This window comes from Vibrio ouci, from assembly GCF_004551525.1.
Taxonomy (GTDB): Bacteria; Pseudomonadota; Gammaproteobacteria; order Enterobacterales; family Vibrionaceae; genus Vibrio; species Vibrio ouci.
Genome location: NZ_SATR01000003.1, coordinates 47,857 through 62,459 on the forward strand (window position 1 = coordinate 47,857; position 14,603 = coordinate 62,459).

Genomic DNA, 14,603 nt, shown 5'->3' on the forward strand with positions numbered 1-14,603 from the left:
TAGATTCAACTATTCAGTCGATTAGTTCTTGCGACGGCGTACTTTGAGCGTATGTGGCATTGCCTTAATCTTACGCATAATGCCCGCAAGGTGAACACGATCTTTGGTCGTTAGCAGTACCGTCACTGTGTATAGGCGACCATCACGCTCTTCGGTTGAAAGGCCGTGAATGTTTGAGCCTGTCTTAGAGATTACATTGGTCAGTTCTGCTAGCGCACCTTGACGGTTTTGTACGTCAACGGTCACTTCAGTAATGAACTCTTTATCGTAATCTTCCGACCACTCAACTGCCATGTACTTATCTGGTTCTTTTTGGTAACCACGCACGTTCGGACACATCTCGCGGTGAACCACTAAGCCGCGGCCTGGTGATACGTGAGCAATAATGTGATCGTCTGGAATCGGGTGACAACAGTTGGCAAACGTCAGCAAGATACCTTCCGCACCACGGATAGGCAGTTTCTTCTTGTTGCTGTCGGTTTCGCTTGAGCCTTCCACTTCGGTTAGCTCATCAGCATCACCTAATAGGCGGCGAGCAATGACGATACTCATCAGTTCACCTAGGCCGATATCAGCCAGCAGGTCATCAATCGAGTCGATCTTAAGATCGCTTAATACATGATTGATGTTTTCTTCACTGATGTCAGAAAGTGACAATTCACCCAGTGCATGATTGAGCAAGCGGCGACCTAGTGTAATCGACTCTTCGCGGCGCATGGTTTTCAGAACCTGACGGATCTTAGTACGAGCACGTGAAGTCACGACATAGTTGAGCCATGCTGCATTCGGGCGTGCACCCGGCGCACTGATGATCTCAATGGTTTGGCCATTCTTGAGTGATTTACTTAGCGGGTATGGGTTGCGATCAACACGCGCACCGACACAGGTATTACCGACATCGGTATGTACAGCGTAAGCAAAGTCTACTGCTGTTGCCCCTACTGGTAGCTCAACGATGCGGCCTTTTGGCGTGAAGACGTAAATCTCATCTGGGAACAGATCCGATTTAACGTTCTCGATGAACTCAAATGAGTTGCCGGCACTTTGTTGTAGCTCAAGTAGGCTTTGCATCCAGCGCTGTGCTTTCACCTGAGCAGTGGTGCCTGTGCGCTCGCCAGTGCCTTTATATGACCAGTGAGCCGCGACACCCTTGTCCGCCATTTGATCCATATCTTCAGTACGGATCTGAACTTCAACAGGGACACCATGAGGGCCGACCATTGAAGTGTGAATAGATTGATAGCCGTTCGCTTTTGGTACCGCAATGTAGTCTTTCATGCGACCTGGACGCGGCTTGTACAAGCTATGCACTTGACCAAGCACTCGGTAACAGGTGTCAGCATCATCAACCACGACGCGGAAAGCGTAGATATCCATGATGGTGTGGAAACGCTGTTCTTTGGTCTTCATCTTGTTGTAGATGGAGAACAGATTCTTTTCTCGACCAAATACGCGAGCTTTTAGACCCACTTCTTCAAGTCGGCCTTCAATCTCATCATGAATGCGTTGAATCATCTCCTTACGGTTACCACGCGCAGCTTTCACTACCTCTTTAAGAACGCGGTAGCGGTTCGGGTAGAGCGCTTCAAAACCAAGCTCTTCCAGCTCTGTTTTGATGTTGTGGATACCAAGGCGGTGCGCCAGTGGAGAGTAGATCTCTAACGTCTCGCGGGCAATACGGCGCTTTTTATCTGGGCGTAGAGCACCCAGCGTGCGCATATTGTGAGTACGGTCTGCGAGTTTGATTAGAATAACGCGGATGTCTTGCACCATGGCAAGAACCATCTTACGGAAGTTTTCTGCCTGAGCTTCCTTGCGATCACGAAACTTAAGCTTATCAAGCTTAGAAACGCCATCCACAAGTTCTGCAACCGTATTACCAAATTGAGCTTCAAGCTCTTCTTTGGTTACTTCAGTGTCTTCTATGACGTCATGCAGAAGGGCTGCTTGTAGAGTCTCAATATCTAGGCGCATTTCGGCCAAGATGCGAGCTACAGCAACAGGGTGGATGATATAAGGTTCGCCGCTAGAGCGGGTTTGCCCTTCATGGGCGTCTTTCGCTACCACATAAGATTGACGCAGAGCCTCAATTTGAGGCTCTGTTAGGTATTCTTGGGCAACGTCTTTAAGGCTATCGAATAGATACAAACTTTAGGCCCGGAAGATAGTTGTAAAAGAGAGGGCTAATTAACGGCTGTGAGCGATGCTGCTTACAGCTGCTAGTTCAGCGGCTTCTTGCTCTTGCTGCTCTTGACGCTCACGTGCATCAAGGATCTCTTTAGTGATAAGACCTTCTTCGATCTCGCGTAGAGCGATAACCGTTTGCTTATCATTCTCCTCTGGCACTAGTGAGTCTTTGCCACCAGTTTGCATTTGACGAGCGCGGCGTGCCGCAATTAGAACTAGGTCGAAACGGTTGCCTACTTTTTCAACAGCGTCTTGAACAGTTACGCGTGCCATGAGAACTCCAAATTAGTTAACTAAAATTTTGAATGACGAGAAATTATACAGGCTGACAGTTCCTAGTGTCTAGGATCTGTTTGCCATTCGACTAATTTACTCAGCTAAAAGCGCGTCAAGCATGCCTTTATATTTAGCAGCTTGCTTGTCTTGCTTCAATCTTTCTGCGCGGATGATGGCCTTAAAGTCCATTAATGCAGTATCGAAATCATCATTGACGATCACGTAGTCGTACTCACTGTAGTGTGAGATTTCAGACTTCGCTTCTGCCATGCGTTTCGCGATAACAGCGTCGCTATCCTGACCACGAGCGTTAAGGCGACGCTCTAGCTCACCGTTTGACGGTGGTAGGATAAATAGGCTTTGTGCTTGCGGCATCTGTTCACGGATTTGACGAGCGCCTTGCCAGTCAATATCTAGGAACACATCGATCCCTTTATCTAGGTTATTTTCAATCCAAACACGAGAGGTACCGTAGTAGTTACCGAACACTTCTGCGTACTCTAGGAACTCATTTTTTTCAATCAGCTCTTCGAAGTGCTCTTTCTGTACGAAGTGGTAGTGGACACCATCTTGCTCACCCGGGCGCATGCCACGAGTAGTGTGAGATACCGACACTTTCATCGCGTAGGTTGGATTTGTTTCTAGCATTGCAGAAATCAGACTAGATTTTCCAGCACCGCTTGGTGCAGATACGATATATAGAGTGCCTTTACCCATAGGGACGATCTCACATTTGGTTTGATAACGGCCAGCAGCAAGGCTGACATATATAAAGATAGCACTGACCGGATTGACTCACCGAAGTGGTGAAATTTAGGCCAGAAAAATGGAGGCGAAGAGTAGCATAAATCGCCTATTTAGGACAATAAGATTGATTAACTCTGATTATTAGTCAAATTGTCGCTTGGTGTCGTTCACACAAGCCTTCAAATTTGACCTTGTCCGAGTACTGTTTTGTGGATTTGATCAAATAATCGTTGAGTTTTTGTTCTACTTCCTTACAATCCGCGCAAACGATTAAATGCTGTATATATCTAGAGTGATGGTCTAGATGTCTCTACCACTGAGCCTATCTTAGTGACTACAGTTTTTAAGTGCTGAGACTCCAAATATCACCGCTTACAGCATTTCATCTCATTTACCTTCCATCTTAATTGTATAGGTTTCACTGTGAGTCTCGATTCAACGCTAAAGGCGCAAAATCAAGCAGGTCTTTTAGATTCTGTATTTAAAATTACTGAACGTAAAACAACCCTAGGTACTGAGCTATATGCTGGCTTTATTACCTTTTTAGCTATGAGCTATATTCTGGCGGTCAACCCTGCAATCTTGGGTGGTATCCCTGGAATGGATAAAGGCGCGGTGTTTACTGCCACGGCGCTGGCGGCAGCGATTGCGACTTTTATTATGGGAGTGTGGGGTAACTACCCAGTGATGCTTGCTCCTGGGATGAGCATGAATGGCTTCTTTAAAGGGATGCTATTAAGCGGCTCAGTAGCTTTGCTCTGGAATGAAGCGTTGTTTGGTATCTTCCTTTCTGGTGTTGTCTACTTATTGCTGTCGTTAACTAACATCCGCAAATCGCTGATTGAATCGATTCCTGAAGACTTAAAGAATGCCATTACCGTTTCGCTTGGTCTGTTCATCGCTTTCTTAGGTCTGAAGAATGCTGGCATCATCGTCGATAACAAGTTTGTCCTTGTCGGTATGGGCAACATTGCTGAACCACAAGTGATTATCGCTTACATCAGTATCTTTATCGCGCTTGGTTGTATGGTGCGTGATATCAAGCTGGCGACCTTTATCTCATTTGTTAGTGCGATTGGCCTAACGCTGATTGCTGATATGGTGATGGGCACATCTAATGCGCCAATTCCTGAGCAAATCGTGACGGCGCCGCCAAGTATGGCGAGTACCTTCGGTGCGATTTTTGACTTCTCAAGCTTAACTGCAGATAAGATGTTTGATTTGCTGTTTGTGGTGGTGATTTTCCTGATTGTCGATTTCTTTGATGGCATGAGCACCATTGTCGGTGTTGGCCGTGATGCGGGTATCATCGATAAAGACGGTAAAGTGCCAAACGCACGTTCTGCACTCGTTGCGGATGCGGGCGGTACAGTGATTGGCTCGGTGCTCGGTACCACCTCAATTACTGCATTCTCGGAATCGGGTATTGCGTCTTCTCAAGGTGCGAAGACTGGTCTTGCAGCCGTTGTAGTATCAGGCCTATTCCTTGTATCGCTATTCCTATATCCACTGTTTTCTATCTTCTCGGCGGCAATGGTTGCGCCAGCGATGGTCGTGGTGGGTATCTACATGATTGGCCGCTTAGGTCAGATTAACTGGGATAAGAAAGAGTCTCGCATTGCAGCCTTCTTTACCATCATGTTTACCGTGCTGAGCTTCTCGCCAGCGAATGGTATGGCGATGGGCTTTATCAGCTATGCATTCAGCATGGTTGTGGCAGGTAAGGGCAAACAAGTTCACCCAATCATCTATGCACTGTCTGCGGTATTCCTAGCTTACCTGTTACTACTATAGAAATTGACGCTAGAGAGCGGTTATCGACTAAAGAGTGATGACCGCTCGCTTCCTTGTCATACATCTCGTGGTAAACTGGGTGCTCATTAGTTTTTATCACGGATAGGGATTATGCCTTCCAATCTGCCTAAATCTTTCAGCAAGCCGTTTCTTAAAATTTTCCACGCATTAGAGGCTGTGCTGCTGGTTGCGATAACTCTTGCGACCCTGTTTGCGATGGTCGAAGAGTTTGTTCATGTCTTTACTGAAAAGCGTGTCCTGCTGACCGATATCCTGCTGATGTTTATCTACCTCGAAGTGCTGGCGATGGTTAAGCAGTTCGTGATGAACGGTAAAATTCCAGTTCGCTACCCTATCTATATTGCCATGATGGCGATCGCTCGTTATATCACCTTAGGGATGAAAGAGTTGGATGCGGTGCTGGTCGTTTGGCTTTCGGTGGCGGCGTTAATTTTGGCGGTAGCGACCATGGTGATTCGAATTGGTCATCATTATTGGCCTTATATTGATAACAGTACCGCCGAGAAAGATGAGTAGGGTTATCTGTGGGGCAGTATGAGGTAAAGAAGTGTAAAGTCTTATCAAATCATATTGTTATTTTCTGTTTAGCCGATTATCTTTTCAGCAACCCTTTTTGTGATGAGAGTGTGTGATGCAGCTTCGCTATACATCCACAATTTGTTTTTTGCTAAGCGCATTGCTATCCGTTGTGCTGTTCAGTAGTGCAGCTCAGGCGGACGTCTCATCTCATCATGTTTCTCCTCATCACACTTCTAACTCTGTCATGCAGAAGATAGAGTTTGGTGGATGCGGTTTAGAATCAGCAACTCCAACGACAGAGGTTGGTTGTTGCGACCCCGGCGGTACCTGTTTCGAGAAACAGTGCTGCTCTCATATAAACGTCTCAAACATTGCACTCGTTGAGACGAATGTTCGTTCCTATAGTTCCCCTTTCCGTTATGCGCTCGCAGTCAGTGCCCCTATTAGTTACACCAGTGTAGAGATCCAATCTCTATACCGACCTCCAATAGCCTAATTCTTATTTCTCGCGATTTATCGCACCACTATTCACACAACTTGCTTGTGTGCCTTTGATATCGGTGTAAGTAGCTTAGCTATTTACGCCATCCTGTGATGGGAATAAGAATATGAAATTTGAAATGATTTATGGCACGAGTATCCGTGCTGCTTCTGCTGTTTGCTTATCGACATTAACCTCGTTTTCTTTGATTCAAGGAGGTCGTTATGCCGCATAAATATCTAACGACTTTTTTGTTTGTCTCGGTATGCCTTATTTGGGGTACGACTTGGTTAGCAATGGAGGTTGCGGTAGCGACTGTGCCGCCGATTTTTGCTACGGGACTGAGGTTCTTGATTGCTTCGCCGCTGCTGGTTTTACTAGCGATCAAGCTGAAACAGCCGTTGTTATTCCCGAAAGGAAAGCAATTTTGGATGTTTGTTGTCGCTATCTTCTATTTTGCGATCCCATTTACCTTGATGATTTTTGGTGAGCAGTACATCTCATCAGGTTTGGCTTCGATTATTTTTGCCAATATGCCGATTGCGGTGATGGTGACATCGAGTCTGTTTTTGGGCTTGCGTCTGAGTAAGTTACAAATAGCCGGTCTATTGGTTGCGGTATTAAGCTTGGCACTGATTTTAGCGACAGAAATGACATTAGGTGGCGAAGACTACTTACTTGGTTCATTGGCTCTTGGTGGCGCCGTTGCTATTCATTCTGTGATGTATGTGTTTGTGGAAAAGTACTGCCGCAGTACGCCAGTTTTGACCTATAACGCCATCCCAAGTTTGATTGCCTCTGTGTGCTTGTTGTCGGTTTCATTGTGGCTAGAGCAACCACAGATTGCGGCATTTTCAGTAGACTCAATGGCGGCAGTGGCCTATTTGGGTGTTTTCGCAAGTGTCGGTGGTATTGTGGCCTACTTTAAGCTCGGCCAGGTGTCGACGCCGTTTACTGCCTCTATCTGTTTTCTCTTTTTCCCATTGATTGCTTTAAGTCTGTCTAGCTGGGTGGCGGGAAACAGTTTTTCGATGACATCTCTGCTTTTGATGGTGCCACTACTGCTCGGTATTTTGGTGACCAAAGTGGAACCGTCTTTGTGGCGCAGGCTTGGTTTTTGGCGCGCAAAACCACAGCCGGTGCTGTGTGCTCAATGTGCGAAACGACTTAGCGTCTAGTTAGGCTGTAGATATAAAAAAGCCCCGCTGTTAATAGCGGGGCTTTTATTTCAATTGAATTGATTATTCAATGTTTTGGATCTGCTCACGCATCTGTTCAATCAGAACTTTAAGCTCTACACCAGACGCTGTGATGTCTGTGCTGATGGACTTAGAGGCTAGCGTGTTCGATTCACGGTTAAACTCTTGCATCATAAAGTCTAGACGGCGGCCACAAGCGCCCCCTTTCTTCAGGATGTTAGTTGCTTCTTTTACGTGCGAGTCTAGGCGATCGAGTTCTTCCGCTACGTCAGATTTTTGCGCCAGTAGGATCAGCTCTTGTTCTACGCGTGAAGAATCAAGCTCAATTTTCACCTCTTCAAACTTCGAGAACAGACGCTCACGTTGCCATTCTAGAATCTCAGGCATACGCGCACGCACTTTAACCACTTCTTCTGTGATGGCATCTAAGCGCTGTACGATAAGCGCTTTCATGTTTTCACCTTCACGGCCACGCGCTTCAATAAACTCGCTTACAGCTTCATCGAATGCACCTAGCAGGTCTTTGTTTACTGCATCCATATCTTGCTCAGACGTTTCCATTACACCCGGCCAGTTCATAACTTGGAATGGGTTTAGGCGGCTTTCTTCGCCAGTCATCTGCATTACTTGGTTTGCCGCATTAATCACTTGCTGTGCTAGGCTTTCGTTGATGCTTAGCTCGCCTTTTGCCGCTGGGTTCGCTTCAAAGCGCAACGCACATTCAACTTTACCGCGCGCTAGGCGCTTACGGAAACGCTCACGCAGCACTGGTTCTAGGCCACGGAACTGTTCTGGCAGGCGGAAGTAGGTTTCAAGGTAGCGTTGGTTAACACTACGAATTTCCCATACGGCACTGCCCCAATCGCCTTTCACTTCTTTACGTGCGTAGGCTGTCATACTGTAGATCATCGAATTTTCCTGTTTAATCATCTTTGAAAATAACGCGAGGCAATAGTAGCACAAATCTCGGATGGATAGCTTTGTAGAGCAAACTTCGCTATAATCCTGCTCCAACCAAAAACGTCTCCCCCTTCATATAAGGTAGATGCCCATGCGTCCAAACGATCGCAAGGCGGACCAAGTTCGCCCAATCAAAATTACTCGTAACTACACAGCTTATGCAGAAGGTTCTGTATTGGTTGAATTCGGCAATACAAAAGTACTTTGTAATGCGACCGTTGAAGAGAACGTTCCACGCTGGCTAAAAGGCCAGGGTAAGGGCTGGGTAACGGCTGAATACGGCATGCTGCCACGTTCAACGCATTCACGTATGCGTCGTGAAGCGGCAAGTGGTAAGCAAGGTGGTCGTACGATGGAAATCCAACGTCTGATTGCTCGTAGCTTACGCGCAGTGGTTGACCTAGAAGCGATGGGCGAAATCATGGTGACAGTAGACTGTGATGTAATCCAAGCGGATGGCGGTACGCGCACTGCGTCTATCTCTGGTGCGAGCGTTGCAATGGCAGATGCATTCCAACACTTAGTTGAAAAGGGCAAGCTAAAAGCGAACCCAATGAAAGGCCACGTAGCAGCTGTTTCTGTGGGCATTCTTGGTGAAGACATTCTGTGTGACCTTGAATACACAGAAGATTCAGCAGCCGATACCGATATGAACGTAGTGATGACCGAAGATGGTCGCATGATTGAAGTTCAAGGTACGGCAGAGGGCGAACCGTTCACCCACGCTGAGCTGATGAAGTTGTTGGAGTCGGCGACCAAAGGTATTACCGAGATCGTAGCGGCGCAGAAGGCGGCGTTAGAAAATTAATTTAGATAGCTTCCATTTGGAAGCTATTTTTTTATTTTCGTCATAGATAGCATTGCAGCGTTGTTAACTGCACTCTTTCCCCCTAATCACATAGGTTCCCTATGCTCATAGGGCTGAAAGCGCTTGTTGCCTAGCTGCCAAGCCATCTATTTAGAAAATGTTTCTTTATGTTATGAACCGTCTAGAAAACTAGACCTTTTATTTAGAGAGAAAGTAATGAAAGCATACCAGCGTGAATTTATTGAGTTTGCACTAGAGAAAGAAGTCCTAAAATTTGGCGAGTTTACTTTAAAGTCTGGCCGTAAGAGCCCGTACTTCTTTAACGCTGGTCTTTTCAATACTGGTCGTGACTTAGCGCGCCTAGGTCGTTTCTACGCAGCTGCGCTAGCGGATTCTGGCATTGAGTTCGACGTACTATTTGGCCCTGCGTACAAAGGTATTCCAATCGCGACTACTACAGCGGTTGCACTTGCCGATCACCACGATGTAGATACGCCTTACTGCTTTAACCGTAAAGAAGCAAAAGATCATGGCGAAGGTGGCAACCTAGTAGGTAGCGCACTTGAAGGTCGTATCATGCTGGTGGACGATGTAATCACTGCGGGCACGGCAATCCGTGAGTCAATGGAAATCATCCAAGCAAACGGCGCCGACCTAGCGGGTGTGTTGGTTGCAATCGACCGCCAAGAGAAAGGTAAAGGTGAGCTGTCAGCAATCCAAGAAGTTGAGCGTGACTTTGGCTGTGCAATCATTTCAATTGTTAGCCTGACTGACCTAGTGACTTTCTTAGAAGAGAAAGGTACTGACGCAGAGCACCTAGAAGCAGTAAAAGCGTACCGCGCTGAGTACGGCATCTAATATAACCGTCATTCCATAGAGCGACGAAGGAGTGAGTAGGGAATCTCTCGAAGTTTGCTACTTGCTTGAAAAGATTCCCAACTCGGTCGTATCTCCCTCTTGAGAATGACGCTCCTATTAAAACAAAGGGGCTGATGCGTAAACATCAGCCCCTTTTACTTTTCTAATCGAGACTACTTGTATCGAATACCTTTCTCGAGACTTTCATCTTCCATCGTCTTATAGCGCTTATGTAGCCACATCCACTGCTCAGGTGCTCGCAGAATGATCTCTTCTACATATTTGTTCATATAGGCTGCGGCGGCTTTTTCATCTTTATGTGGGTAATCGGCTTCAATAGATTTATCAGCAATGATTTCGTACTTACCCTGCGCATTTCTAAATCCAGAACCAGGGACTATGGCACATTTACTGGTGTAGGCAAGAATGCTGGTTCCTGTGGTCGTACAAGCGTCTTCTACAGCGAAGAAAGGCACAAACACAGACTTATTTCGGCCATAGTCATGATCTGGGAGGTAGAATAAGCGTTCACCATCACGCATCACTCGGATCATCTGTTTAATATCACGGCGATAAACCAGTTGATTGCCATTTTGAGAACGTCCACGATACTGGATAAATTCATAAGCAGGGTTGCTATGTGGACGGTAAACACCATAGCCTTGCAAGCCTAAAACACCAAAAGCTCGAGCAGTAATCTCAAGGTTTAGTGCGTGGACACAGCAAAGCAATACGCCTTTGCCTTCTTGATCAAGACGTTTGAGTTCTTCAACATCTTTAGCCACTAAAATTCGCTTAAAGCGCCATGTTGGCCAAAACCAAGTAATACCCGTTTCGATCAGCGCCATACCGGTATTCTTGAAGTTTTCTTCGACCATTTCCTCGCGTTTAGCCTGTTCCATATCAGGAAAGGCTAACTCTAGGTTGCGACGCGCTACTTTGACACGAGATTTACCCGCTTTCATACCTAGTTTGCCAATGCCACGCCCGATACGATAAAGCACTGCATAAGGTAGCAGGTTAACGATAAGGGCCAGTAAGCCGAAACCAAACCATACACCCCAATATTTAGGGTGGAGGAGAGCTAGCGTGAACTTAGGTTTCTCAACGGTCGATTTTTTTGTCATAGCGATTACTTAATTTGTGCGCTTAGTAGAGCCCAGTACTCTTCGAAATTAGCAGTAGGCTGGTATTTAAAGTCGGAACGAACAAAGCGGTTAAGGCTACCTTCAACCTGTCCCAATAACTGGGCAGCTAAGATTTTTTCATCAACAGGGAAAGATTTACCTTCACGCAACTTACGTTCACGCAAAATTTGACGAATAGAGGTTTCGATACGTTCAAACAGCTGGTTGATACGTTCACGTAGACGTTCATTTTCAAACATCAAAGCGTGGCCAGAAAGGATTCGGCTCAGACCTGGGTTACGCTCTGCAAAAGCTAAGATCAGCTGGAGCACCAATCGAATTCGAGTCAGGGTATCTTTTTCTTCATCTAAGATACGGTTAATGCGAGACATTAATGACTCTTCGATGAACTCAATCAATCCTTCAAACATTCGAGCTTTGCTCGGGAAATGGCGATACAGAGCAGCTTCAGAAACACCAACTTGTTTCGCCAGTTTTGCAGTCGTGATGCGAGAAGCGCCTTCATTGGACTCCAGCATTTCCGCTAATGCTTGCAAAATTTCTTCTCGGCGGTTGGATTTTCTTGTTCCGGCCATGAACTGTTTTCCTTCTGTTACCATTCTGAATTAAAAGGCTCCGCTAATCTCGGAGCCAAATAGCATATAAGCTCTATTACTTATCGCTGCGGATTACTCAATGAGAGTAATGGCCGTTTAGGCTTCTAGTCGCTCTGCGATAGTAAGGATGATTTGTGATGCAATCTGTTGCTTGGACGCTAGAGTAAGTGATTGCTTACCATCTTTCCAGTACATGGTGATGGCATTGTCGTCACTGTTGAATCCTTGTCCTTCTACTGAGACATCGTTAGCACAAATCATGTCGAGGTTCTTCTTTGCAAGCTTGGTGCGTGCGTAGTGTTCGACGTCTTGAGTCTCTGCTGCAAAGCCAACAGTAAACGGTCTTGATTCGCTAAGTTTGGCGACAGACGCAACGATATCGGGATTCTTGACCATAGTAATCGTCATTTGGTCACTATCATCGGTCTTTTTGATTTTCTGCTCAGCGATGGTTTGCGGTCGATAATCGGCCACGGCCGCACAAGCGATAAAGATATCGTGCTTTGTCGCGTTATCCATCACGTTATCAAACATGCTTTGAGCACTATCGACATTAATACGCTCGACGTCAGCTGGGGTTGCCAGTGACACAGGGCCTGAGACCAAAGTAACTTTTGCACCGAGCTGAGTTGCCGCTTGAGCTAATGAGAAGCCCATCTTGCCTGAACTATGGTTAGAGATATAACGCACAGGGTCAATCGCTTCGCGGGTTGGACCTGCGGTAATAAGTACTGACTTACCTTGCAGAGGTTTATCACCAAAGAATTGTTCACAACGCTCAACAAGCTGCATTGGCTCTAACATTCGACCAGGACCGACATCACCACACGCTTGCTCGCCTGCAGCAGGTCCCCAAATGTGCATGCCTCGACGCTCTAGAGTAGCGATATTCTCTTGAGTCGCGAGATTACGATACATCTGTTGATTCATTGCTGGAGAAACGGCAATAGGGGAATCGGTTGCTAGAACCAGTGTAGTGAGCAAGTCATTACCCATGCCTGCACTCATTCGCGCGATAAGATCAGCGGTAGCGGGCGCAAGTAATACTAAATCAGCCCATTTCGCCAACTCAATATGCCCCATGGAGGCTTCAGCGGCAGGATCTAATAAACTGTCTGATACTGGTCTGCCTGAGACGGCTTGCATGGTGAGTGGAGTAATGAACTCTTTTGCTGCCTTAGTCATGACAACCTGAACTTCAGCGCCACGTTCAATAAGGCGGCGTGTCAGTTCGGCACATTTATATGCGGCAATGCCACCACTAATGCCTAAAAGGATCTTTTTGCCAGCGAGTGTTTGCATGATGATCTTCCTTAAAAATTCTGACCGTAAGATACCATGGCTGCTATTTACGTGCCTAGTTTCGGTATCTGAGATATTGAAGTTGAAATATGAGCCAGCACGCTAAACGGCCTACTTTGATTGCAATTCATACCTTGAATACGCGGAGTTCTCTCGTGTTCTAGTGGTTAACTTTGAGCCGCTCGTGGTTGCTTAAGTACTCTCTTGGCTATGAATTAGTCAGAGAGTCTATAAATGAATGCGCTACCCAAAGAATCCATGCCGCGAGAGAAGTTACTCTCACATGGTCCACATTCACTCACCGATGCAGAGCTATTAGCGATATTTCTGCGCACTGGAACGCAGGGAATGAATGTGTTAACGCTATCAGACCACCTTATTAAAGAATTTGGCTCACTAAGAGCATTGTTTTCAGCTGATCTTAATGAATTTTGTCATCATAAGGGGTTAGGTGTGGCCAAGTTTGTTCAATTGCAGGCGACGCTAGAGATGACTCAGCGCTATTTAGCTGAAACACTTAAGCGGGGTGAAGCACTGACAAGTCCGGATCAAACCAAACTTTATTTATCCGGATTGCTAAGAGATAAGCAGCGTGAAGAGTTTTATGTACTCTTTTTAGACAACCAACACCGAGTGATATGTGGCGAGCCACTATTTCAAGGCACGATAGATGCAGCTTCTGTTTATCCTAGAGAGGTGGTGAAGCGCTCATTAGAGCACAATGCGGCTGCTTTAATTCTTGCTCACAATCACCCGTCAGGCGTTGCAGAGCCTAGTCAGAGCGACCGTCGGATTACTCGACGTATCATAGATGCCTTGGCTTTAGTCGACATTCGAGTTTTAGACCATTTTGTGGTTGGAGATGGTGAAATTGTTTCCTTCGCAGAACGTGGTTGGATTTAAATCACATTTTTAGTTGTGAGTTCGCTGATTTCTGCTACAATCCCCCGACATTTTTTAGCACATAAATCAGCTCTGCCTAAAAAAGATCAGGAAAACCTGTAAAAAGGATCTGTTCGGGTCTTGAGCAATGCTACTCAAGTTAGTATAATGCGCGACCTTTGATAGCCTTGTATGGGTTTCCATAGCGGTATAAGACCTCAAACTTCTAATTTAGAAACTGAGAGGTTCGGCCACCAAGGTTGATATCGAGCTGAAACGATTTTGGAGAAGACATTCATGTCACGAGTATGCCAAGTAACTGGTAAGCGTCCAGTAACGGGTAACAACCGTTCACACGCACGCAATGCTACTAAGCGTCGTTTTCTGCCGAACCTACAAACTCATCGTTTCTGGGTAGAGAGCGAAAAACGTTTTGTTAAACTACGTCTATCTGCTAAAGGTATGCGTATCATCGACAAGAAAGGCATCGATGCTGTTCTTGTTGATATCCGTGCAAACGGCGAAAACGTTTAAGAGGAAATAGACAATGGCAAAGAAAGGCGTACGTGAGAAAATCCGTCTAGTATCTTCTGCAGGTACTGGTCACTTCTACACGACTGATAAGAACAAGCGTAACATGCCAGGCAAATTTGAGATCAAGAAATTTGATCCAGTAGTTCGCCAGCACGTTATGTACAAAGAAGCTAAAATCAAGTAATTGATTCTTCTTTGAACTTCCTTCGGGAAGCGTGAATTGAAACCCAATCATAGCAATATGGTTGGGTTTTTTATTACCTGCAACATTAGTAGTGTTCGTTGTCATGA

General features: G+C 46.0%; 15 protein-coding genes and 1 riboswitch. Of the genes, 8 read left to right on the plus strand and 7 right to left on the minus strand.

The window, feature by feature from the left end; translation table 11 throughout:
- Nucleotides 1-21: 21 nt before the first annotated feature.
- The 3 genes from spoT to gmk form a co-directional block, all read right to left on the minus strand.
- Nucleotides 22-2,148 (minus strand): bifunctional GTP diphosphokinase/guanosine-3',5'-bis pyrophosphate 3'-pyrophosphohydrolase, encoded by a 2,127-nt coding sequence (gene spoT, locus ELS82_RS03090; protein WP_134834188.1) that lies wholly within the window; start codon nucleotides 2,146-2,148, stop codon nucleotides 22-24.
- A 39-nt stretch (nucleotides 2,149-2,187) separates the two neighbouring features.
- Nucleotides 2,188-2,460 (minus strand): DNA-directed RNA polymerase subunit omega, encoded by a 273-nt coding sequence (gene rpoZ, locus ELS82_RS03095; RefSeq protein ID WP_004410883.1) that lies wholly within the window; start codon nucleotides 2,458-2,460, stop codon nucleotides 2,188-2,190.
- A 96-nt stretch (nucleotides 2,461-2,556) separates the two neighbouring features.
- Entirely contained in the window at nucleotides 2,557-3,180 is a 624-nt protein-coding gene (gene gmk, locus ELS82_RS03100; protein ID WP_053438716.1) for a guanylate kinase, read from the minus strand.
- 287 nt (nucleotides 3,181-3,467) lie between these two features.
- A riboswitch (purine riboswitch) is annotated at nucleotides 3,468-3,567 on the plus strand.
- 66 nt (nucleotides 3,568-3,633) lie between these two features.
- Here gmk and ELS82_RS03105 point away from each other — a divergent pair.
- From ELS82_RS03105 to ELS82_RS03120, 3 genes are all read left to right on the plus strand, one after another.
- The gene (locus ELS82_RS03105; protein WP_134834189.1) at nucleotides 3,634-5,004 is read left to right on the plus strand and encodes an NCS2 family permease; all 1,371 of its coding nucleotides are present in this window, start codon (nucleotides 3,634-3,636) and stop codon (nucleotides 5,002-5,004) included.
- A gap of 111 nt (nucleotides 5,005-5,115) precedes the next feature.
- Nucleotides 5,116-5,541 carry a phosphate-starvation-inducible protein PsiE gene (locus ELS82_RS03110; protein WP_134834190.1) on the plus strand — a complete coding sequence of 142 codons (426 nt, stop codon included), beginning with the start codon at nucleotides 5,116-5,118 and terminating at the stop codon, nucleotides 5,539-5,541.
- Between the two features lie 708 nt (nucleotides 5,542-6,249).
- The gene (locus ELS82_RS03120; RefSeq protein WP_134834192.1) at nucleotides 6,250-7,203 is read left to right on the plus strand and encodes a DMT family transporter; all 954 of its coding nucleotides are present in this window, start codon (nucleotides 6,250-6,252) and stop codon (nucleotides 7,201-7,203) included.
- Nucleotides 7,204-7,266: 63 nt separating this feature from the next.
- On the opposite strand, the gene ELS82_RS03125 is transcribed toward ELS82_RS03120, so the two are convergent.
- Complete coding sequence (locus tag ELS82_RS03125; RefSeq protein ID WP_134834193.1) at nucleotides 7,267-8,133, minus strand: YicC/YloC family endoribonuclease; 867 nt, start codon at nucleotides 8,131-8,133, stop codon at nucleotides 7,267-7,269.
- Nucleotides 8,134-8,275: 142 nt separating this feature from the next.
- Between ELS82_RS03125 and rph the strand changes: the two genes are divergently transcribed.
- Nucleotides 8,276-8,992, plus strand: a complete 717-nt coding sequence (gene rph / locus ELS82_RS03130; protein WP_004410877.1) for a ribonuclease PH — start codon at nucleotides 8,276-8,278, stop codon at nucleotides 8,990-8,992.
- Between the two features lie 216 nt (nucleotides 8,993-9,208).
- Entirely contained in the window at nucleotides 9,209-9,850 is a 642-nt protein-coding gene (pyrE, locus tag ELS82_RS03135; protein ID WP_005472617.1) for an orotate phosphoribosyltransferase, read from the plus strand.
- A gap of 173 nt (nucleotides 9,851-10,023) precedes the next feature.
- Here the strand turns inward: pyrE and ELS82_RS03140 are convergent, their stop codons facing one another.
- The 3 genes from ELS82_RS03140 to coaBC form a co-directional block, all read right to left on the minus strand.
- A complete protein-coding gene (locus ELS82_RS03140; protein WP_134834194.1) occupies nucleotides 10,024-10,977 on the minus strand; it encodes a Kdo(2)-lipid IV(A) acyltransferase in 954 nt (317 codons plus the stop codon).
- A 5-nt stretch (nucleotides 10,978-10,982) separates the two neighbouring features.
- Complete coding sequence (gene slmA, locus ELS82_RS03145; protein WP_004410873.1) at nucleotides 10,983-11,573, minus strand: nucleoid occlusion factor SlmA; 591 nt, start codon at nucleotides 11,571-11,573, stop codon at nucleotides 10,983-10,985.
- A 117-nt stretch (nucleotides 11,574-11,690) separates the two neighbouring features.
- Nucleotides 11,691-12,896 carry a bifunctional phosphopantothenoylcysteine decarboxylase/phosphopantothenate--cysteine ligase CoaBC gene (coaBC, locus tag ELS82_RS03150; RefSeq protein ID WP_134834195.1) on the minus strand — a complete coding sequence of 402 codons (1,206 nt, stop codon included), beginning with the start codon at nucleotides 12,894-12,896 and terminating at the stop codon, nucleotides 11,691-11,693.
- 234 nt (nucleotides 12,897-13,130) lie between these two features.
- On the opposite strand from coaBC, the gene radC reads away from it, so the two are divergent.
- The 3 genes from radC (at nucleotide 13,131) to rpmG (ending at nucleotide 14,496) form a co-directional block, all read left to right on the plus strand.
- Nucleotides 13,131-13,799: a RadC family protein gene (gene radC / locus ELS82_RS03155; RefSeq protein ID WP_134834196.1), complete on the plus strand. Its 669-nt coding sequence runs from the start codon at nucleotides 13,131-13,133 to the stop codon at nucleotides 13,797-13,799.
- A gap of 276 nt (nucleotides 13,800-14,075) precedes the next feature.
- Complete coding sequence (gene rpmB, locus ELS82_RS03160) at nucleotides 14,076-14,312, plus strand: 50S ribosomal protein L28 (RefSeq protein WP_004410867.1); 237 nt, start codon at nucleotides 14,076-14,078, stop codon at nucleotides 14,310-14,312.
- Nucleotides 14,313-14,325: 13 nt separating this feature from the next.
- A complete protein-coding gene (gene rpmG, locus ELS82_RS03165) occupies nucleotides 14,326-14,496 on the plus strand; it encodes a 50S ribosomal protein L33 (protein WP_004410866.1) in 171 nt (56 codons plus the stop codon).
- Nucleotides 14,497-14,603: the final 107 nt, after the last annotated feature.